General features: G+C 65.5%; 18 protein-coding genes and 1 pseudogene. 14 read left to right on the forward strand and 5 right to left on the reverse strand.

The genetic code is table 11. From position 1 onward, the window contains the following. The first annotated feature begins 475 nt into the window (after window positions 1-475). From MFF62_RS08680 to MFF62_RS08710, 7 genes and pseudogenes are all read left to right on the forward strand, one after another. On the forward strand, window positions 476-865 hold the full coding sequence (locus MFF62_RS08680) for an OsmC family protein (protein ID WP_238262197.1): 390 nt from the start codon (window positions 476-478) through the stop codon (window positions 863-865). Window positions 866-1,271: 406 nt separating this feature from the next. Continuing rightward, on the forward strand, window positions 1,272-2,093 hold the full coding sequence (locus MFF62_RS08685) for a hypothetical protein (RefSeq protein WP_238262199.1): 822 nt from the start codon (window positions 1,272-1,274) through the stop codon (window positions 2,091-2,093). A gap of 349 nt (window positions 2,094-2,442) precedes the next feature. Next, window positions 2,443-3,074 (forward strand): annotated as a pseudogene (locus tag MFF62_RS08690) (response regulator). Next, a complete protein-coding gene (locus tag MFF62_RS08695) occupies window positions 3,071-3,505 on the forward strand; it encodes an Hpt domain-containing protein (protein WP_238262201.1) in 435 nt (144 codons plus the stop codon). The pseudogene MFF62_RS08690 and the gene MFF62_RS08695 overlap by 4 nt, the downstream one beginning before the upstream one ends. A 114-nt stretch (window positions 3,506-3,619) precedes the next feature. Continuing rightward, a complete protein-coding gene (locus tag MFF62_RS08700) occupies window positions 3,620-4,597 on the forward strand; it encodes a DedA family protein/thiosulfate sulfurtransferase GlpE (protein WP_238262203.1) in 978 nt (325 codons plus the stop codon). 104 nt (window positions 4,598-4,701) lie between these two features. Then, on the forward strand, window positions 4,702-5,730 hold the full coding sequence (locus MFF62_RS08705) for a hypothetical protein (protein WP_238262205.1): 1,029 nt from the start codon (window positions 4,702-4,704) through the stop codon (window positions 5,728-5,730). Between the two features lie 114 nt (window positions 5,731-5,844). After that, a complete protein-coding gene (locus tag MFF62_RS08710) occupies window positions 5,845-6,855 on the forward strand; it encodes an LLM class flavin-dependent oxidoreductase (RefSeq protein ID WP_238262207.1) in 1,011 nt (336 codons plus the stop codon). Window positions 6,856-6,911: 56 nt separating this feature from the next. On the opposite strand, the gene MFF62_RS08715 is transcribed toward MFF62_RS08710, so the two are convergent. Next, window positions 6,912-8,474, reverse strand: a complete 1,563-nt coding sequence (locus MFF62_RS08715; RefSeq protein ID WP_238262209.1) for a methyl-accepting chemotaxis protein — start codon at window positions 8,472-8,474, stop codon at window positions 6,912-6,914. 175 nt (window positions 8,475-8,649) lie between these two features. On the opposite strand from MFF62_RS08715, the gene MFF62_RS08720 reads away from it, so the two are divergent. Continuing rightward, entirely contained in the window at window positions 8,650-9,399 is a 750-nt protein-coding gene (locus MFF62_RS08720) for a lipoate--protein ligase family protein (protein WP_238263052.1), read from the forward strand. Between the two features lie 23 nt (window positions 9,400-9,422). Here the strand turns inward: MFF62_RS08720 and MFF62_RS08725 are convergent, their stop codons facing one another. Next, window positions 9,423-10,142, reverse strand: a complete 720-nt coding sequence (locus MFF62_RS08725) for a DUF3047 domain-containing protein (RefSeq protein WP_238262211.1) — start codon at window positions 10,140-10,142, stop codon at window positions 9,423-9,425. Between the two features lie 149 nt (window positions 10,143-10,291). On the opposite strand from MFF62_RS08725, the gene MFF62_RS08730 reads away from it, so the two are divergent. The 4 genes from MFF62_RS08730 to MFF62_RS08745 all read left to right on the forward strand — a co-directional run bounded on the left by MFF62_RS08730 (window position 10,292) and on the right by MFF62_RS08745 (window position 14,010). Then, complete coding sequence (locus MFF62_RS08730; protein ID WP_238262213.1) at window positions 10,292-10,525, forward strand: hypothetical protein; 234 nt, start codon at window positions 10,292-10,294, stop codon at window positions 10,523-10,525. A 2-nt stretch (window positions 10,526-10,527) separates the two neighbouring features. Next, window positions 10,528-11,400 (forward strand): polysaccharide deacetylase family protein, encoded by an 873-nt coding sequence (locus tag MFF62_RS08735; RefSeq protein ID WP_238262215.1) that lies wholly within the window; start codon window positions 10,528-10,530, stop codon window positions 11,398-11,400. A 115-nt stretch (window positions 11,401-11,515) separates the two neighbouring features. Then, complete coding sequence (fusA, locus tag MFF62_RS08740) at window positions 11,516-13,621, forward strand: elongation factor G (RefSeq protein WP_238262217.1); 2,106 nt, start codon at window positions 11,516-11,518, stop codon at window positions 13,619-13,621. A 137-nt stretch (window positions 13,622-13,758) separates the two neighbouring features. Then, window positions 13,759-14,010, forward strand: a complete 252-nt coding sequence (locus MFF62_RS08745) for a GlsB/YeaQ/YmgE family stress response membrane protein (RefSeq protein ID WP_238262219.1) — start codon at window positions 13,759-13,761, stop codon at window positions 14,008-14,010. Here the strand turns inward: MFF62_RS08745 and MFF62_RS08750 are convergent. The 3 genes from MFF62_RS08750 to argG form a co-directional block, all read right to left on the reverse strand. Beyond that, window positions 13,975-17,121, reverse strand: a complete 3,147-nt coding sequence (locus MFF62_RS08750) for a transglycosylase domain-containing protein (protein WP_404990729.1) — start codon at window positions 17,119-17,121, stop codon at window positions 13,975-13,977. The genes MFF62_RS08745 and MFF62_RS08750 overlap by 36 nt on opposite strands. A gap of 266 nt (window positions 17,122-17,387) precedes the next feature. Beyond that, window positions 17,388-18,413, reverse strand: a complete 1,026-nt coding sequence (locus MFF62_RS08755; protein WP_238262223.1) for an aldo/keto reductase — start codon at window positions 18,411-18,413, stop codon at window positions 17,388-17,390. A gap of 146 nt (window positions 18,414-18,559) precedes the next feature. Further along, the gene (gene argG, locus MFF62_RS08760) at window positions 18,560-19,885 is read right to left on the reverse strand and encodes an argininosuccinate synthase (protein WP_238262225.1); all 1,326 of its coding nucleotides are present in this window, start codon (window positions 19,883-19,885) and stop codon (window positions 18,560-18,562) included. A 255-nt stretch (window positions 19,886-20,140) separates the two neighbouring features. Between argG and MFF62_RS08765 the strand changes: the two genes are divergently transcribed. Both MFF62_RS08765 and MFF62_RS08770 read left to right on the forward strand, forming a co-directional pair. Further along, window positions 20,141-20,569 (forward strand): VOC family protein, encoded by a 429-nt coding sequence (locus tag MFF62_RS08765; RefSeq protein WP_238262227.1) that lies wholly within the window; start codon window positions 20,141-20,143, stop codon window positions 20,567-20,569. 77 nt (window positions 20,570-20,646) lie between these two features. After that, window positions 20,647-20,853 carry a SlyX family protein gene (locus MFF62_RS08770; protein WP_238262229.1) on the forward strand — a complete coding sequence of 69 codons (207 nt, stop codon included), beginning with the start codon at window positions 20,647-20,649 and terminating at the stop codon, window positions 20,851-20,853. The last annotated feature ends 95 nt before the right edge of the window (window positions 20,854-20,948 follow it).

Here is a 20,948-nt window from a genome sequence, read left to right on the forward strand (position 1 = left end):
GATACTTTTGAAGCAACACTGAAGACCCGAAGTCCTCAGCGGCGTTCGCCATCAAGCGCCCACACTTATCGGTTGTTTGTTTGTTAAAGAACTTCAGCGACCGGCTTTGCCGTTCGCTGTCGCTGCGTCCCTGACGTTGCCGTCATTTCGTCGCAGCGGAGAAACGAGATTATGCAGAGCATCCAGCGTTTCGTCAACAGTTTGCAGAAACTTTTTTCTGCCGGTCAGCGCTGCAAACCTTCTGCACCACCAACCACCGCCAACCCCTCAACCCTTGTCGCTGCTGCGTTTGCAGTGCGCTTCGTGTTGCGAGGGGGCGAATATTAGACCGCTTCCGTGCAGCGCGCAAGCCCTTTGTCATCAAACCGCCAAATTAATTTGAATGGGGTGTCTGGCGCACTTTCGGGCAGGCTCCATCTGCACTGTATAGAATCAGGACTCCCCGGCCGACGGCCACCTCACAGGAAGACTACGAATGACAATCCAAGCCAAATGGCTGGCCGACTCCGGCTCAAGCGTCTGCGATCTGGGTAATGGCACTGCGCGGTGGCAAGCGGATCTTGATGCCCCCATGGGCAACCCCGCCATTCCGAACCCGCACGACCTGCTCGATTCCGCGCTGGCAGCGTGCACGACGCTGACGCTGCAGATCTACGCAAAGCGCAAGGGCTACGATCTGCGGGAGATCCAGGTCAGCGTTGGCCACGAGGAGACGCAAGGATCCTACAAGCTGATCCGCCACATTGAATTGCAGGGCGATCTCGCGCCCAACGTTCGCGAAGACCTGCTGCGCGTGGCCAACAAGTGCCCGGTGCACAAGTCTCTGAGCGCGCAGATCACGATCGACACCACACTGGCAGCCTGATCGATCAATGAAAGCATTGATCATTCAAATGATAATCGTTATCATTTGAACTCTCGGGTTTTTGACACGACCTGAGTCAGCAAATGGGTTACCGGACACGCCACGTGTCCGGGCTTTTTTCCCATAGGTATCCGCCTCTCCTCCTCGGCCAGTCTGTCAGCCGACGTCATCTTCCTGTCCCACGAGGCGCGCAACGTTATTGCATCGCGCGAGCCTGTTCGCTTTCTCGGCATCCACCTGACACGGGAGACATTTCCAAACTTTGTTCGATGGCCCACGAAGGCAGCGCTTCCGTGAGTCGCATGCTGCACTTCAACGCTTTGTCGGCCATTCATCGGGGCTTAACATGAAGCCAAAACAGAACATGGGGCGCACAAGTCAGGGAAGCATCGGGAGCGGGGACATTTTGGCGAATTTCATGGAAGAGTATTGCGCGCGCATCCGCCGAGGCGGTGTTCGCGGGATAGCGGAAAAGCCGGTCGTAGTGGATGAGGACGGGACCTACGTAATGAAGTACGTGCCGTTCGAGCATCGCAACGAGCACGCGCGGCTGGTGCTGGTCAGTACCACGCCAGGCCACACGCATGTGCAACTGGCTGCCACGCTGACGGCCGAACTGCTGCGCGAGCACACGCCCGGGCGGGTCATCCAGCGCGAGCAGAAGCGCCGGGTGGAACTGGGCGGCAAGATGGTTCGGCCCAACCTGATCCGCATGCTGGACCATTTCCGCGTGCCGGAGCTGATTGGCCAGCCGCACGCCGCCGCGCTCTGGAACGAAGGGTTCGAAACCATCCAGCCGCTGGCGCTGTTGCCGCACGCCACCACGCGCCGTGGCCTGGCTTTCGACGGTACGCTGGACGAACTGCTCGATGTGCCCATGCTGCGCATGGTGTTCGACCACCTGTTCCTGTCCGCCCTGAGGCAATGCAGACCCGATGCCCTATATATAGCGCTAGGCCGCACCGCCTTTGCCGGCCTGCAGCATGCGGCCAGCCAGGGGCTCATCAAGCGCGATGCGATGCTGGGCATGATGCCGGTACCGGCGCGCGCCGGCAGCATGGTGCGGTACTTCCTGCGTGAAATCGGCGAACGGGACCTCTCGCCCAATGATCCGGTGCGCCATCGGATCGACTGGCTCGACGCCGCGCACGCCCAGATGGAAGCCGGCGTCCGGCGAATCCGGGCCGCCGCCGCGCCATCTACACAGCCCGACCGCCTCATCGCCTGACCGCACCGCGCCGATTGTGCCGAATGCCCCACCTCGGTGGGGATTAGCGCACCTGCCATGTGCCGATAACACTTCTTGAGGAATCTGACCTCCTCGCATTCCCGATTAGCGGCCCCTCGTCATGCACGGCGGGTCGCAATTTTTTTGGGCGCCACGGATCCCCCACGGATCCCCATTCCGGCGCCCGCTTGCCGCTAACTGTTCTAGACCTAGCGCAGAAATCTTCCACTTGCGGAAATTTCCTACAGAAATTGCGGAAGCGTCGCATTTCCGTCCGCAATGGCGCTCCATATACTGGTTCGCCACAAGGAACGCGTCCGGCACCGTCCGTCGGCAATGCGAACAAGGCATGACAACCATTCTGATCGTCGACGATCATCCGGCATTGCGCCTCGCGCTGCGCGCCCATCTCTCCCAACTGGATGGCGTCGAGCGCATACATGAGGCCGACGATGGCCTGACGGCCGTAGAAATCGTAGGACAGTGCAAACCCGATCTGGTCATTCTGGATCTGGACCTTCCCCGTCTCAGCGGACTCGAAGCCGTGCCGCGAATGCGGGCCCTCTGCGCCTCGGTACGTGTGCTAGTGCTGACGGCGCAGGATCCCGAGCCGTTCGCCGCCCGGCACTGCATGCGGGCGCGCAAGGCTTTGTCAGCAAGACACAAGAGCTGGATGCGATCGTGCGCTGCGCGCAAAGCGTGCTGGGCGGCTTTACGGTGTTCCCCGCGGGCACTCCACGCGAACTGCCTCGCGATACCCAGTCGGAAGACGACTCCAGCGGCATGCGCAAGCTTACCGAGAAGGAAATGGAGATTCTCCGCATGCTGGCGCGCGGCATGGCCAACAAGGCGATCGGCAAGGAGCTGTTCATCAGCAACAAGACCGTCAGCAGCTACAAGACCCGCATCATGTCCAAGCTCGGCGCCGAATCCCTGGTGGACCTGATCGATTTTGCGCGCCGCAGCCGGTTGGTTCCATGAAGCCTGGCGGTGCCTTCGTCCATCTCACTGACGACGAACGCCGGGCCATCGGCATCGCCGTCGCAGGCGCCGCATGCCACGACGTCACCGTCCAGGCCATGCTCGTGGCGCGCCTGCAGGATGCCAACACGACCGACCTGGCCGACCTGCGCCGCGCCGTGGCCCGGCGCGACTGGCCAGGTGTGCAGCGCAGCGTCCATCGCATCAAGGGAAGCGCCGCCCTGGCGCGGTGCGCCACGCTGGTGGCGGCCGGCAAGTCGCTGGAGTCTGCGGCAACCCCTGGCAATGCCGCTGTGGTCAACACACTGTTGCCGCGCTACACCGCTATCCTGAAGGAATTCGATGCCACACTGTCGGCATTGCGTCCCGGCCGGGGCAAGACAGCCCTGCCGCACGACGACGGCGTGCCATCTTCAACGAATTTGAAGTAAGCCTGCGCTTCGATTGCGTGCACGCGAATCAATGCACTGGCACACTGTGAACCGGTTCCGGCTGCCCCCTTTTTCAACACCGCCGGCCAACAACCACATTGCGGGAGACATGTCGTGGGTGATCTGCAGGCCTTGCTCGATAGCCATGGGCTGAGTCTGGTATTCCTGAGCGTGCTGGCCGAACAGGCCGGCCTGCCGGTACCGGCGTATCCGATGCTGTTCGTGGCCGGCGCCCTGTCGATGCAGGACAGTGGCCCCTCGATCGGCGCCGTGCTGTTTGCGGTGATCGCCGCCTGCCTGATTGCCGACAGCGCCTGGTACTTCGCCGGCAAGCGGCTGGGCCAGCCGATGCTGCGCACGATCTGCAAGGTGTCGCTGTCGCCGGATACCTGTATTCGCCAGACCCAGTCCCTGTACCTGCGCGTGGGCCCGCGCTCGCTGGTGTTCGCCAAGCTGCTGCCCGGCGCGGGTGCGCTTTCCACCGCCATGGCGGGCATGACGGCCACGCCGTTCCTGAAATTCCTGTTCTACGACACGCTCGGCGCATTGGTGTGGGCTGGCGGGGCGCTGTTGGCTGGCGTGGTCTTCAGTGATTTCGTCGACACCATCCTGGCCGCCTTCAGCGCCTACGGACACATCGCCGTGATGATTGCGCTGGCGGGATTCGCGCTGTTCGTCGCCTGGCGATTCTGGCAGCGCTGGCGCCTGCTGCGCCGCACCGGACGCATTCCCCGCATGACCGTGATGGAGCTGGAACAGCGCCGCGGCGTCATGGAGCGGCCCGTGGTGGTGGTCGATGTCCGCGCCAACGGCCCCACGCCGATCGAGCGCATTCCCGGCGCGCTGGTCATGGAAATGCATGCCCCGTTCAAGGCGCTTGCCGATCACGACAAAGCCAGCGACATCGTCGTCTACTGCGCCTGCCCGCACGAAATGTCCGCCGCCGTGCTGGCGGAGCGGCTGCGCTCGGCCGGCTTTGCGAACACCTTTGCGCTGGCCGGTGGCTTCGACGAATGGAAGCGCCTCCAGGGCGTGCTGACCCCCTCGGCGGGCAGCGCCGCCGACGCGCCGGAACAGGCCGCCGCACACTAACCTTGCACTAACCTCACACCAGCCTCGGATTTGCCGCCGGGCCGCCACGGCCGTGGCGGCCGCCTTCTATACTGGCCCCAGACGGTCTGTGCGCGGAGGGCGGCATGCCGGGCGACGACAATGGCTGGGACGACGAAGCCGCGCGCGTGGCGCAACGACGCCATGCACGGAACCCGGTTTCAGATGGCGGGCGCAATAGCCTGCTGGCGGGCGCCATTGCGATCCGCAACTGGCTGGCGATGCAATGCGCGATCGGGAGCGTGCTGTTGACCGTGCTGGCGCTTCTGGCACTGGCTCTTCATCTTGTCACCGGTGCGTGGCCAGCGGTGGGTCGCGACGAAATGGCCCTGCTGTACACGGCGCGCCGCGCCGTCAACGAAGACCTGCCGGCCATCTGGTGGAGCGAATACCTGTGGCTGCCGCTGGGGTCCGCCCTACTTTTTGCCGTACCGCCCGCCTTGGCGTACTGGCTTGTCTATCCACGCCACGCCGACGCCAGCCGGCCGACTCGCCTGCTGGCGCGGGCCGCGCTGCTAGCCAGCATCGCCGGCGCGCTGGTACTGCTGGAAACCTTCAAGACCGCCATCCTGATCTGGCTCGGCGTGGCAACCTGCCTGGTGATCCTGCTACCCGCGCCGCGCAATGTCGCCATGTACCGGATACGTGTGACACGCGCCCTGCGGGGCGCCGTTGCGCTGACGGCGGTGCTGGCCGCGCTGGGCGTAGCCGACACGGTTGCCCGCACTTCCTATCTCTATGCATCGATGGCCGCGCAGCCCTGGAGCATCGCGGTACCCGCCGGCATGGCCGTCGCACTGGCCTGGTTGCTTCACCTGCTGTTGTCACGCCGCGACCGGCCGCTGCCGCTACAGGCCGGCGCCGCCATGGTGCTGGCGCTCATGCTGGTCATATCGTGGTCGTGGATCGTGCTGTGGGTGCGCTGGGACGGCGGCGAGCCGGTGGACTGGCTGGTCTTCGGCAAGGCCTGGACCACGTCATCGCTGGTCTGGCTGGCGTCGGTGTCGCTACTGGTGTCGGTGATCGTGGGGTGCTTTGCGACGAGGCTGACCGCCCAGGGCCGGCATCTTGTCACCGGGCCGCTCACGGCGCGACTGTTCGGCGTGGCCCGATGAGGCCCCACGGGCAGCAGGGCTTCTTTGGCGGCACCAGCACGATCATGCCGGTGTGACTACCATAGCCCGTCCCTGCATCGAACGACGTGCGGCCCACGCCGCGCGCGAGAAGCCATGATTCCTTATTCCCTGCTCGATCTTTCGCCAATCGCGGAAGGCAGCAACGCCGCCCAGGCCATGCACAACTCGCTGGACCTGGCCCGGCACGCCGAACGCCTGGGCTATCGCCGCTTCTGGCTGGCAGAGCACCACAATATGCCCGGTATCGCCAGCGCCGCCACGGCCGTGCTGATTGGATACGTGGCCCAAGGTACCTCGACGATCCGCGTCGGCTCGGGCGGCATCATGCTGCCGAACCACTCGCCGCTGGTGGTGGCCGAGCAGTTCGGCACGCTGGCGTCGCTGTATCCGGGCCGGATCGACCTGGGCTTGGGCCGCGCACCGGGCTCCGACCAGGCCACGGCGCGCGCGCTGCGCCGGCATCTCGACCACGATACCGCCGACAGCTTTCCGCAGGACGTGGAAGAACTGCAGGCGTATTTCGAGGAGGTGCGTCCCGGCCAGCGCGTGCGGGCAGTGCCGGGGGCCGGACTGAAGGTGCCGCTGTGGCTGCTTGGCTCCAGCCTGTTCAGCGCCCAGCTTGCGGCCGCCATGGGCCTGCCGTTTGCCTTTGCCTCGCATTTCGCGCCGGGGTTCATGCGCCAGGCCGTGGACTTGTACCGCCGCACCTTCCGCCCATCCGAGCAACTGGACCGCCCGCATGTGATGCTGGGCCTGAACGTGTTCGGCGCCGACACCGGCGACGAAGCGCGCCGGCTGTTCAGCTCTCTGCAGCAGCAATTCCTGGCACTGGTGCGCGGCACGCCTGGCCAGCTCAAGCCGCCCGTCGACGACATCGACCGCCTGTGGGATACCAGCGAAGCCGACCACATCCGCCGCTCACTGGCCTGCTCAGTGGTAGGCAATGCCGACACGTTGCGCGACGGTATCCAGCGCTTTGTCGACGACCTGCGTCCCGACGAGCTGATGCTGACCGGCCAGATCTACGATCACCAGGCGCGGGTGCGCTCGTTCGAGATGGCGGCCGAAGCGATGCGCGCGTTGCAGCCCACACCGGTCATCTGACCGGCACCATGAAAAAACCGCGGCCTGGCCGCGGTTTTTTTATCGCTGAAGGGTGCTCAGACCCGCGCGAGCTGGAACGCCGAGACCGCGCGCATCATCGAGTCGGCCTGTTCGGCCAGCGACTGCGCGGCTGCCGCCGCTTCTTCCACCAGCGCGGCATTCTGCTGCGTCACCGAATCCATCTGCGTCACGGCCTGGCCCACCTGCTCGATGCCGGTGCTCTGCTCGGCCGACGCCGCGCTGATCTCGCCCATGATGTCGGTCACGCGGCGCACGGCGCTGACCACTTCGTGCATGGTCTCGCCGGCCTTGGTCACCAGCGTCGAGCCGTTGTCCACCTGGGCCACCGAATTGTCGATCAGCGTCTTGATTTCCTTGGCGGCGTTGGCGCTGCGCTGCGCCAGGCTGCGCACCTCGCCAGCCACCACGGCAAAGCCACGACCTTGCTCGCCGGCACGCGCCGCTTCCACGGCGGCATTCAGCGCCAGGATGTTGGTCTGGAAGGCAATGCCCTCGATCACGCCAATGATGTCGACGATCTGGCGCGACGCCTGGTTGATCTCGCCCATCGTTGCCACCACTTCGCTCACCACCTCGCCACCGCGATTGGCGATTTCCGAGGCGTTCACGGCCAGTGCACTGGCCTGACGCGCGTTGTCGGCGTTCTGGCGGACGATGCCGGTCAGCTCCTCCATGCTCGAAGCGGTCTGCTCCAGCGCCGACGCCTGTTCCTCGGTACGTTGCGACAGGTCGTGGTTGCCGGCGGAAATCTGGTTGGTCGCGGTGGCGATGGAGCTGGCCGCGCCACGGATATCGCCCAGCGTCACCGACAGGCGGTGCTGCATTTGCTGCATCGCCGCCAGCACGCTGTGGTCGTCGTTGGCACGCACCTGCACCGGCACGGTCAGGTCGCCGTGCGCGATGCGCGTCACGGCTTCCACCGCGTACGCCGGCTCACCGCCCAGGCTGCGCTTGACGGTGCGCATGATCATGCCCATCACCGCCGCGATCAGCGCGCCGATCAGCAGGGTGCTCAGGAACGCGTTGATCAGGTTGGAGCGGAAGGCGTCCTCGATATCGATCAGGAACACGCCGGTGGCCACGAACCAGTCCCAGTCGGCCACGTAGCGCGCGTAGGTCAGCTTGCGCTGCGGGTTCTCGGTGCCGGGCAGGCGGCCGCGATACATCGAGAAGCCGGCGTCGGGGCCCGTGGTACGGCGCGCACCCTCAAGGATGGCGCGGTACACGTACACGCCGTCGGGGTCCTTGAACTCGCCCACCACGTTGCCTTCGGTCTGCGGCAGGCCCGGGTTCAGAATCACCTGCGGCTTGGAGTCGACGATGAACAGGTAGCCGTTCTGGCCAAAGCGCATCGCGCGCAGCGCGTCCTTGGCGGCCTTCTGGGCGTCTTCCTTCGACATCGTGCCCTTGGCGGCTCGCTCGGCATACAGCTTGACGATGCCCTCGCCCGTGGCCACCAGCGACTGCAGGCCGTCGCGGCGCTCCGCCATCATCACCGATTTGGCGTGGAACGCGTTCCAGGTGCCGAGCGCAAGCAGCAGCACCCACATGACGGCAAGCGCCGCCCAGAGTTTGGCATTGAGGGTAAGTCGGTTCATGATGCGACAGGCTGAGGTCTACGGGAAATCTTCGAAGAGGCCTCAGAGATAACGGCATGACCGGCGCGGCTATTTAGCACGAGACTGGCGCAGCGCCGCCGTCGCGCGGAAAATGCAGGATCGGCCGCACACCGGCGTGCGGCCGGGCAACCCCCGATGAGGTGCCATGACGGCCATGACTTCCACGATGTTTTCGTTCGTCGATCCCGATCCCGCCGAATCAGACCCGCTGCAGGGCGAACTGGCGCTGCTGGACCACGCCGCCCGCATCGGACCCGTGGCCCAGCTCTGGGAGGCGCCGTTGTCGCTGGTGATGCCGCGCAGCTACCTGCGGCAGCCTGGCATCGAGGGCGCCCGCGCGGCCTTTGCCGCCAAGGGCTGCCCGGTGTGGTTGCGGATGTCGGGCGGCGGCCTGGTGCCGCAGGGACCGGGCATCCTCAACGTGAGCCTGGCCTATGCCGTGCCCAAGGGGGCCGCCACGTGGATGGAACCGGTGTACCTGCATCTGTGCGAAGTCATTGCCGCAGGCTTGCGCGAACTAGGCGTGGAAACGCACTGGCAGGCGGTGGAAGGGTCGTTCTGCGACGGCCGCTTCAACCTTGCCTGGGGACCGTGCGACCGGGCGCGCAAGATCGCCGGCACCGCCCAGTACTGGCGCCGGGCGCCGGCCGACGTGCAGACGCCGGACGGCCAGCGCCATCTGGTGCTGGCCCACGCCATCCTGCTGGTGGATGCCGATCCCGTGGAAATCAACGCGCGCGCCAACGCGTTCGAGGCAGCCATCGGCAGCGGGCGGCACTACGATCCGGCCAAGGTGGTCAGCGTCAGCGAGGCCGCCGGGCTGGACGATGCCAGCGGGCTCACGGCGCGGGTGTCGGCCGCCATCCAGGCCGCCATTGCCGCCTCCACGCCACCCGGAAACTGAGCGCCGTCGCCCTACCCGTCGCCCTATTGTGCGGGCTTGAATTCGATATCGCCGTACCAGGCGCGCGCGGTGGCGCCCGTATTGTCGGTATCGGTCAGGATGCCGTAGCCGGTGAGCTTGCCCGGCGCCTCGTGAAAGACCTTTTGGAAGTCGCTCGCCACGTTGCGGCGCAGGCTCTGCCATTTGCCAGGCTCGCCGCCGACCACGATCATCTGCACCCGGCTGGTATGCGGATTGGCGATGACGGTGCCCACGGGCGCGCTGGTGGTCCAGATATACATCAGCGTGGCGTAGGGCAGTTTTTCGCCGGCCGCGCTGGCTGCCAGTGCTTCCGCGCGTTCGCCGATCGACAGGTTGCCGCTACGGCCGTCGAAGAAGAACACCAGCCGGGCCGGCGCATCTTCCTTGTCCGCCACGCTGTTGTCGGCGCCCGGAATGGCGGCGTCCACCTTCCAGCGCCATGCCACCACCGGCGTACTGGACAGGTCGACATCGCCGTCATGCACGAGCCCCGACGCCGAGCCGTTGGCGTCGGCCTGCAGCACCGTGGTACCGTTGCTGGCCACCAGTGCGTAACGCGTGGGCTTCTTGCCGGAGACCACGGGCCGGTTCTGCCAGCCGCCGGGCAACGCGCCGCCGGGCTTGCCGGCGGAGAACGCCACACCGGCGTCGTCGGCTTGCGCCGGCACGGCAACGCACCAGAGCAGAAGGCAAGGCAGGACTGCAAAGCGAGGGCGCACCATGGAAGCCACCTTCCTGTGTGGGTGGAGCGTTTTTTCGAATGTCCCCCAATTCTAGGCAGCCCGCCAGCATCATGCCGTGAGCCGCAGGCTGATTGCGCGATAGGGCGCGCGCTGACAACAACCGCAACAACCAACTGAGAGCGTTGCGCATGGCGTTGCTGATCGAGGTCGTCGGCTGGCTGTTCGTGGAACTGATTTTCTATACCGTGTTCTATGCCATCGGCTGGGTGGCCTTGATGGCCGTGACGCTCGGCCGGTATCCGGGCCACTTCGAGGTCCGCTGGCGGAGTCCGGACGGCCTAGTCGATGCCGAACTGGTGGCCCTGGCCGGACTGCTTGTCACCGTGGCCGCCGTCATCGCCTTTGTCTCGCTCACGAAATAGCCTTGCACATCACATCATTGCTACGCCTTCGGCGCACCGCCTCACTCGCCACCGCCGCGCTGGCGCTGTCGGGCTGCGCGCTGGGCCCGGTCACCCCGCTGCCCCCAGAAACGGCCGCCCAACTGCCACCAGTGCGCTTCCTGCTGACGTTCGACGACGGTCCGGACACCGGTCCCTATGGCGGCACCCCGCTGATCCTGCGCCAACTAGCCGACAATCCGGTCGCGCCCGGCGTCAAGGCGATCTTCTTCGTCCAGACCGAACACCCGCGCCGTGGCGGCGGGCCGGAAGGCCGTGCCCAGATGCACGATACCTGTGCACAGGGCCAACTGATGGCCGTGCATAGCGGCATGGTCCAGGGCCACGTCCCGCACACCAAGCTGGCGCCCGACGTCCTGGCGGCGTCGCTGCGGCGCGGGCAGGCCGATATCGCCGCGCAGTGCGGGCAGGCGCTGGCCGTAGTGCGGCCGCCCGACTGGGCCTACAGCGCCGGCACCGAGGCCGTCTACCGCCAGGTAGGGCTTGGCATGCTGATGGCCGACGCCAATGCGCGCGACGGCAAGATCTACGGCTGGACCATCAGCCTGCGCCGACGCCCGCACATGCGCCACGAACTCGAACGCGTGGGCCAGGCCATGGCGGCGCACCGCCTGCCGGCCGTGGACGGCGTGACGCCGGTGATCGTGGCCTTCCACGATCCCAACGGCTTCACCGCGTCGCACATGACCGACTACCTGCAGATTCTGGTGGATACCGCACGCGACAATGGCTTGCCACTGGCCGACCCGCCGTTCTATACCGATACTCAGGAAGCTGCGCGTGCGGCGCTGGCGCGCGCCCAGGCAGGCGTCTACGCACGCCAGGGCTGGCCCTGAGTCGTCGGATACGGTCGCGAAATCGCCGCCATGCCTTATGCCGCATGGGGGAATACGGGCGCGGCGCGGAAGTGCTACGCTAACGGCCCGTGGTGCCCTTACCAGGAGAAACACCGTGCCCCGCAAGACCCCCATCGAACGCTACCGCAACATTGGCATCAGCGCCCATATCGACGCCGGCAAGACGACGACCACCGAGCGCATCCTCTTCTACACCGGCGTGAATCACAAGCTGGGCGAGGTGCATGACGGCGCGGCCACCATGGACTGGATGGAGCAGGAGCAGGAGCGCGGCATCACCATCACGTCCGCCGCCACCACGGCGTTCTGGAAGGGGATGGCCAACAACTATCCCGAACACCGCATCAACATCATCGATACGCCGGGCCACGTCGACTTCACGATCGAGGTGGAACGCTCGATGCGCGTGCTCGACGGCGCCTGCATGGTCTACGACGCCGTGGGCGGCGTGCAGCCGCAATCGGAAACCGTCTGGCGCCAGGCCAACAAGTACAAGGTGCCGCGCATCGCGTTCGTCAACAAGATGGACCGCGTGGGCGCCGACTTCCTGCGCGTGCGCGACCAGATCGTGAGCCGCCTCAAGGGCAACCCGGTGCCGATCCAGATTCCGATCGGCGCCGAGGACCACTTCCTTGGCGTGGTGGACCTGGTCAAGATGCAGGCCATCGTCTGGGACGATGACAGCCAGGGCGTGAAGTTCGAATACCAGGACATTCCGGCCAACCTGAAAGCGCTGGCGCAGGAGTGGCACGACAAGATGATCGAGGCCGCCGCCGAGGCCAGCGAGGAACTGCTGGAGAAATACCTGGGCGGCGAGACGCTCAGCGAGGCCGAGATCAAGGCCGCGTTGCGCAAGCGCACCGTGGCCGGCGAGATCCAGCCCATGCTGTGCGGCAGCGCGTTCAAGAACAAAGGCGTGCAGGCGATGCTCGACGCCGTGATCGACTACCTGCCGTCGCCCGTGGACGTGCCCGCCATCCTGGGCCATACCGAGGACGACAAGGAAGCCGAGCGCCACCCTAGCGATGACGAGCCGTTTTCCGCGCTGGCGTTCAAGATCATGACCGACCCGTTCGTCGGCCAGCTGATCTTCTTCCGCGTGTACTCGGGCGTGGTCAATTCCGGCGACACGGTCTACAACCCGGTCAAGTCCAAGCGCGAGCGCCTGGGCCGCATCCTGCAGATGCACGCCAACGTGCGCAACGAGATCAAGGAAGTGCGCGCGGGCGACATCGCCGCCGCCGTGGGGCTGAAGGAAGCCACTACGGGCGACACGCTATGCGACCCGGACAAGGTCATCATCCTGGAAAAGATGTCGTTCCCCGAGCCCGTGATCTCGCAGGCCGTGGAGCCGAAGACCAAGGCCGACCAGGAAAAGATGGGCATCGCGCTGAACCGCCTGGCGCAGGAAGATCCGTCGTTCCGCGTGGCCACCGACGAGGAGTCGGGCCAGACCATCATCTCGGGCATGGGCGAGCTGCACCTGGAAATCCTGGTGGACCGCATGAAGCGCGAGTTCGGCGTGGAAGCGTCGGTGGGCAAGCCGCAGGTGGCGTACCGCGAGACCATCAAGGGCTCGGCCAAGGACGTGGAAGGCAAGTTCGTCAAGCAGTCGGGCGGCCGTGGCCAGTACGGCCACGTGGTGCTGAACGTCGAGCCGCTGACGCAAGGCGGCGGCTATGAGTTCGTCGATGCGATCAAGGGCGGCGTGGTGCCGCGCGAATTCATCCCGGCCGTGGACAAGGGCATTCGCGAAACGCTGGAATCGGGCGTGCTGGCCGGCTACCCCATCGTCGACATCAAGGCGACGCTGGTGTTCGGTTCGTACCATGACGTGGACTCGAACGAGAACGCGTTCCGCATGGCTGGCTCGATGGCGTTCAAGGAAGGCATGCGCCGCGCCAAGCCGGTGCTGCTGGAACCGATGATGGCCGTGGAGGTGGAGACGCCCGAGGAATTCACCGGCAACGTGATGGGCGACCTGTCGTCGCGGCGCGGCATCGTGCACGGCATGGAGGACATCGCGGGCGGCGGCGGCAAGCTCGTGCGGGCGGAAGTACCGCTGGCGACGATGTTCGGCTATTCCACGTCGCTGCGCTCGCTCACCCAGGGGCGCGCCACGTTCACGATGGAGTTCAAGCACTATTCCGAGGCGCCGGCCAACGTGGCCGAAGCCGTGATCAGTTCGCGCAAGGCCTGACCTTCCGCGCATTGGCTTGCATGCAACGTGGCCCGGCAGCCTGCGGTTGGCGGCCCGGCCACGGCAGTACCCCGGTTCGTCACATGACGGTGGCACGATGTGCCGCCATCCCCTCTTCGCAACGGCAGGAGCGCATCATGATGGCATTTCTCGGTACGGTATTCGTGGGCCTGATCGTCGGACTGATTGCACGGGCCATCAAGCCCGGCGACGACAAGATGGGATGGATCATGACGATCATCCTGGGTGTACTGGGCGCCCTGGCGGCTGGCTATGTGGGTCGCGCGGCGGGCTTCTATCAGGCGGGCGAACCGGTGGGCTGGATCGCCTCGATCATCGGCGCCATCGTCCTGCTATTTATCTACGATCTCGTGCGTCGCAAGCGCTAGGCCGCCGGAAGGTGCGTCCGCCGGCGATTCCAGCAACGTGAGCGTCGGCGCCGCACTGTCGCGGCAGCGTAGCAGCGTGGCATCGCCGCCTGGCGACGCCATGGCCGTGATCTGCGGCGACAGCGAACGCAGCACGCGCACGGCCAGTGCACTGGTGAACGAATAGCGCGCCGCGTATGGCTCGCGCACGTGCACCGTCACCGTACCGAAATACCGCTCGCCAATGACGAACACGAACGTGGCCGAGCGGTTCACCGCCCGCGACGAAATCACGCGCCCGCCCGGGCCATAGGTCTGGAAGCGCTGGTCGCCGGTACCGGTCTTGCCGCCGACCTGCAGCGGCGCACCCTGCGGCTGCCCCTTGCGATTCAGCGGCACGAACGCGCCATTGATCGACTTGGCCGTGCCGGCCTGCACCACATCGAACATCGAACGCCGCACCAGCGTGGCAATCTCCACCGGAATCAGCGGCTTGCCCGGCTGCGGCCGCAGGCTGTAGGTGGTGGCATACGGCGTCTGGCCGGCAAAGGCCAGCGTGCGCACCGCGGCCGGCTGCGCATCCACGCCGTTGTTCAGGATGATGCCGGCCAGTTCCGCCAACGCCGCCGGACGATCGCCCGAGGCACCGACCGCGCTGGCATACGACGGCGTCAGCGATTCGAACGGATAGCCCAGCCGTTGCCAGCGCCGGGCGATCTTCTCGAAGGCCTCGCGTTCCAGCAGCGTGCGGATGCGGGCATCCTGCCCGAGCTTGCTGCGCGTCTTGAACAGCCAGGCGTACACGGTCTGGCGATCGGGCTCGCTGGCTTCGAGAATTTCCTTGAGCGTGGCATCGGGATGCTTGCCCAGGTACTCCATCATCCACAGTTCCAGCGGATGGATGCGCGACAGGTAGCCGCGGTCGTTGAGGTTGAACTTGTCGTGGTCATACTTGATGAACAGCGCCTGCAGGTCTTCCTCGGACGGCTGGAACTTCTTCGGCAACTTCTCGCGCAGCGTCCTGGCGAAGGTCTCGTAGTTGGTGTCGGGCCGCGCGCTGAGCAGCGTCACGGACAGACGCACGGCCGCCAGCCGGGGCGTGGGCTGCTTGACCCGTCCCAGCAGTATCTCAAGCCGTTGGTCGTTGGTCTTGCCGCGATAGCGCTGCCAGAACGCCGTCATGTACGCGGTGCCTTCCTCGTCGGCAAACTGCTCCAGGTAGGCGCGCCGGCGCTGCGAGTCGCGGTCTTCAAACAGCGCGGTGGCATCGGGGTGTTCCTGCCAGACCTGATAGCGCACGATGTCGCGCATCATGCGGATAAAGACCAGGTTGACCGAGTGCTGGAACCCCACGCGCACCGTCATCTGCCGTTCGCCTTCCCACTTCTCGAAGTTCGTGAACGCCTGCATGCCGCCGCCCGTGAAGAACGCCTCGCCGGCATTGCCCGAGTACTTGCGTTCCATCGCCGCTTCCAGCACGGCTTGCCGTTCGCGCTCGGCCGGCGTCCTGGTCTTGATCAGGTAGTCGATGGTCCAGCGGGTCAGCGCGTCCTGGCGCGGCACCTCGATGGCCTTCAGTTCCGCCTGGCTCAGGCCCTTGTAGCGCTCGTTGATCTCGTTGATGACTTCCAGGTACGTCACCAGCGTGCGCAACTTGGCGGTGGAGCCCAGGTTCAGCCGGGCGCCGCTGTTGAGGTCGAACGGCTGGTCGACGTTGTCGGCCTGCACGCGCACCACGCTGGCATTGCCCACGCGCTCGAACAGCGTGAAGCTGGCCACCAGCTTCGACGGATCGTCGCCGTCACGCAGCAGGTTCTTGCCGTACAGGCCCATCTGCCGCGCGTCGTCCTTGTTGTTGATGCGCTGCAGCGTTTGCGTCACCAGCCGCTGGACTTCGCGGTTGATCGTGCTGTCGACCGTCAGGTCCAGCCGGTCCAGGTCGTAGCGGCTGTTCACCTGCAGCATGTGCTGCACGTCGTTGCGCACCTGGTTGACGGCCTTGCGCGTGACCCACGGCTCGGGCACGGGGCGCACCGGTGGCGCTGCCTTGTCCAGCGTCTGCGCCAGCGCGGCGTCGCGCAACTCCGGCGTGATGATGTTCGAGCCCGCCAGCAGGCGCAGGTAGCTGCCCGTCAGCGCGTCGAGGTTCGTGTCGTCGCGGCGCAGGTGATACGACGGCCGGCGCTGCGAGATGATCAGTGACAGCGCGCGCTTGTACGCCTGCGCTTCGCGCGGGCTTGGGTTGCGCACGTCCATGCCGCGCAGCAGCGTATTGGCCTCGGTGAAGTCCTCGCCGTACCAGACGAACAGCGCGTCGCCGATGCCGTCCACTTCGCCATAGCCCTGGCGCGCCGACAGCGGCACGGTGTTCAGGTAGTCGACCACCACGTTTTCGCGCGCCCGCTGCGTATCGGGGCCGTCGCGATAGGCGCGCAGTGAAGCCGAGGTCATCTGCCGGAACTTGTCCGGGATCGATTGCGTGCGGCCTTCGGGCGAATGCCGGTATTTCTCGATCTGCGTGGCCAGCGTACTGCCGCCCGGCGTGCCGTGGCTGCGATCCGCCAGCCGGATGCCCTGGTCGATCACCGCGCGCGACAGCCGGCGCCAGTCCAGCGCCGGATTCATCATCGGAAACTCGGGATTGAGCAGGTTCTGGTTTTCGACGAACAGCAGCGACGCCACCAGCACCTTCGGGATCGCGTCGAACGTGTCGTACTGCCGCTGCGGATAGCGGTCGTACGACATGGTCAACGCGTTGCAGTCGCGAATCAGCAGCCCGGCCTGGTTCTTCTCGCGATACGGCGGAAAAATGCCCTGGTCCATCAATCGCACCATGTCAAATGACATGCGCGATTGCGACGTGGTGACATAGCCGGTCTTGAGCAGGCGCTCGCCGAATTCGCCCAGCCGTTCATAGCCCAGGCGCAAATCGTAGGGACCGGAATGGGGATAGCGGATGCTGTCGCTGGGGCCGGGCAGAATTTCGTAGGTCAATGCCTTGCCCAGCCGGCTCATGTAGCGAGCCTGCCATTGGGACGTGCGAACCTCGTTGGCCACGAGGCTCACAACAATGTACGCGCCGCCGCATACGGCGACTGCCATCCCAGCAAGGATCCAGCCACGACGTGACACGTTTCGCATCCGGTTGCGCCGGGCCCGCCGTTTCGGTGGGCGTCGCCGGCTCAAAGCCTGCGCCACATGGCCCTCATCCAAAGGCCACCGCGTGCATTTATATTACGCGTATCGGACGACGAATGTGCGACGGAAGTTGGCCGCCGCACGCATTCAAACACCGTGGCGTGCGTGCCGCGCAACAGGAAGCTTGGGCATCACACGTGCTTGCATTTCGCGCGTGAAATACCGGCTTCCGTTGTGGATTTTACGAAGCGGCCGCGTGCTCAGGCAGCACCGACCGGACGGCCGCCGAACGGATAGTTCGGATCGTTGTAGCCGTGCGTGGATGCATGGCCGCGCGGCACGAGGTCGTCGACCATGGCCTCTTCCTGCGCGGACAGCGTCGCGCCCACTGCACCAAAATAGTCCTCGAACTGGGCCAGCGTACGCGGCCCGGCGATGACCGAGCTGATGATCGGATTGGCCAGCACCCAGGCGGTGGCGAACTGGCCCGCCGACAGCCCGCGGTTTTCGGCATGCGCCTTGAGCGTCTGCGCAATGACCAGCGATTCCTCGCGGAATTCGGTTTCCATCATGCGGCGGTCGGCGCGGCCGGCACGCGAATCGGCCTGCGGGGCCTGGCCGGGCAGGTACTTGCCGGTCAGCACGCCGCGCGCGATCGGGCTGTAAGGCACCACGCCCAGGCCGAAATGCTGGCAGGCCGGCAGGATTTCCACTTCGGGCATGCGATTCAGCAGGTTGTAATACGGCTGACATGCCACCGGACGCGGCACGCCCAGTTTGTCGCACAGCGCGGCGATCTCCGCGATGCGCCAGCCGCGGAAGTTCGACACGGCCCAGTAGCGGATCTTGCCGGCGCGGATCAGGTCGCCCATCGCGCGAACCGGTTCCTCCAGATTCGCCCCGGCGAAGTCGCGGTGCAGGTAAAGGACGTCGACGTAGTCCGTGGCCAGGCGGCTCAGGCTGTCTTCCACTTCGCGCATGATCCAGCTACGCGAGTAGTTCTGCTGGTTCGGGCCGCTGCCCATGGCGTTGCCGAGCTTGGTGGCCAGCACCCAGTCGTGCCGCTGGCCCTGCAGCAGGCGCCCCACCATCGATTCGGACGCGCCCTTGGTGTACACATCGGCCGTGTCGATGAAGTTGACGCCATGCGCACGGGCGCTGGCGACGATGCGGCCCGCCTCGGCTTCGTCGGTCTGGTCGCCGAACATCATCGTGCCCAGGCACAGGGTGGAAACGTTCAGGTTGCTGGCGCCCAGGCGGCGGTACTGCATGGTGAAGTCTGGCATGACGATGCGCTCCGGTTGAGGAAGCTGCATTGTGCCGCGATGCGGCGCGGCCTGCTTGGGGACGCAAACCCTCTCCGGGCCATCCGCAAAAAAAAAACCGGCACGATTGCTCGTGCCGGTTTTTCTTGTCAGCGTACCGCCGTGGCTCAGTCTTCGAGCTTCGGCAGGGCCGCGCTGGTCTGCGTCGACAGCAGGCCGGTCTTGGCGTACGTCTGCAGCTTCTCGCGCGTGTCGACGATGTCGAGCGTGCGCATGGTCAGCTGGCCGATGCGGTCCAGCGGCGTGAACATCGACTCGCCCTTTTCCATCGTCAGGCGCTCGGGCTTGTACGTCAGGTTCGACGAGGTGGTGTTCAGGATCGAGTAGTCGTTGCCACGGCGCAGTTCGATGGTCACTTCACCGGTCACGGCGCCCGCCACCCAGCGCTGGGCGGTTTCGCGCAGCATGATGGCCTGCGGGTCGAACCAGCGGCCCTGGTACAGCAGGCGGCCCAGGCGGCGGCCGTTGTCGCGGTACTGCTCGATCGTGTCTTCGTTGTGGATGCCGGTGATCAGGCGCTCGTAGGCGATGAACAGCAGCGCCAGGCCCGGGGCTTCGTAGATGCCACGGCTCTTGGCCTCGATGATGCGGTTCTCGATCTGGTCGCTCATGCCCAGGCCATGGCGGCCGCCGATGACATTGGCTTCGGTGAACAGATCCACGGCGTTGGCGAACGTCTTGCCGTTCAGCGCCACCGGTTGGCCTTCTTCGAAGCGCACGGTCACTTCCTCGCGCTTCACTTCCACTTCATCGCGCCAGAACTGCACGCCCATGATCGGCTGGACGATGCGGATACCCGAGTTCAGGTGTTCCAGGTCCTTGGCTTCGTGGGTGGCGCCCAGCATGTTCGAGTCGGTCGAGTAAGCCTTTTCCGACGACATCTTGTAGTCATGGCCGTTCTGGCGCATGAACTCGGACATCTCGGTACGGCCGCCCAGTTCGTCGATGAACTGCTGGTCCAGCCACGGCTTGTAGATCTGCAGGCCCGGGTTGGTCAGCAGGCCGTAGCGGTAGAAGCGCTCGATGTCGTTGCCCTTGAACGTGCTGCCATCGCCCCAGATGTTGACGCCGTCTTCCTTCATCGCGGCCACCAGCATCGTGCCGGTCACGGCACGGCCGATCGGCGTGGTGTTGAAGTACGTCACGCCGGCGGTGGAGATGTGGAACGCGCCGCATTGCAGCGCGGCGATGCCCTCGGCCACCAGCTGGGTGCGGCAGTCCACCAGGCGCGCGGCCTCGGCACCGTATGCCATGGCGCGACGCGGGATGTCGTCGTAGTCGGGCTCGTCCGGCTGGCCCAGGTTGGCTGTGTAGGCGTAAGGAATGGCGCCCTTCTGGCGCATCCAGAGAAGCGCGGCGCTGGTGTCCAGGCCGCCCGAGAATGCGATACCGACGCGCTGGCCGGAAGGAATGTGCTGCAGGATGGTAGTCATCGCCAGAAAACCAGGTGAATTTGTCGGCTCTTGGGGCGCCCCCGCATGATCCGATCATGCGGCGAGCCGGTGCGGCGCCCGAAACTCGTAACCGTGAATTGTGACATGGCGCGGCGTCAGCGCCAAACGCGGGGCCGCCGAAAATAAATGTGGACATCGTCCAGACCGTCGACTAGTCTTTTGTGGACGGCGTACACAAATGCCGCGTCCACACACTGTCCGGCGCAGCCGGGCCCCAACCAGCAGGAGATGTCGATGTCTTCGAAAGTCCAGTCCTACCTGTTCTTCGACGGTCGCGCAGAGGAAGCGGCCGAGTTTTACAAGACCGCCATTGGCGCCAAGGTGGAAGGCATGCTGCGCTTCAAGGACGCCCCGCCCGACGCGGGCCCCGGTTGCGGCCCGGCGCCCGGCAGCGGCGACAAGGTCATGCACATGGCGCTGCAGATTGGCGACACCACGATCATGGGCTCCGACGGCGAGAACAAGGGCAACGCCGAATTCAAGGGCTTTGCGCTGTCGATCACCGTGGGCACTGGCGCCGAAGTGGACAAGGCCCTGGGCGCGCTGTCGCAGGGCGGCCAGGTAATCATGCCGGCCGGGCCGACGTTCTTTAGCGAGCGCTTCGGCATGGTGGCCGACAAGTTCGGCATCACCTGGATGGTGCTGGTGGCACCCAAGGAATGACGCGCTGATCCATGCGCCCCCGGCTGGGCGCCGCGCGGCATCCCGTACAATGCGCGCGCCCAACCGGAGAATTGCCCATGGAATCCCGCCTGACCGATCTCGAAATCAAGGTCGCCTTTCAGGAGGACCTGATCGAGACGCTGAACCTGACCGTCGCCCGTCAGCAACAACAGATCGACCTGCTGCAGGCCCAGTTCCGCCTGCTGTACCAGCAGGTGCGCGCGGCGGCACCCGCCGACGCCGAAACGTCCAGCCCGCAGCACGAAATCCCGCCGCACTATTAAGTAATGCGAACCGGCGGCGCGCTGGGGGAAAAAACGCATACGTCACATTTCGGAACGATCGTGGCGATATCCCGGTCTGACCGGCTATCGACCGA

The sequence above is a fragment of the Cupriavidus pauculus genome, assembly GCF_022179805.1.
Lineage (GTDB): Bacteria > Pseudomonadota > Gammaproteobacteria > Burkholderiales > Burkholderiaceae > Cupriavidus > Cupriavidus pauculus_E.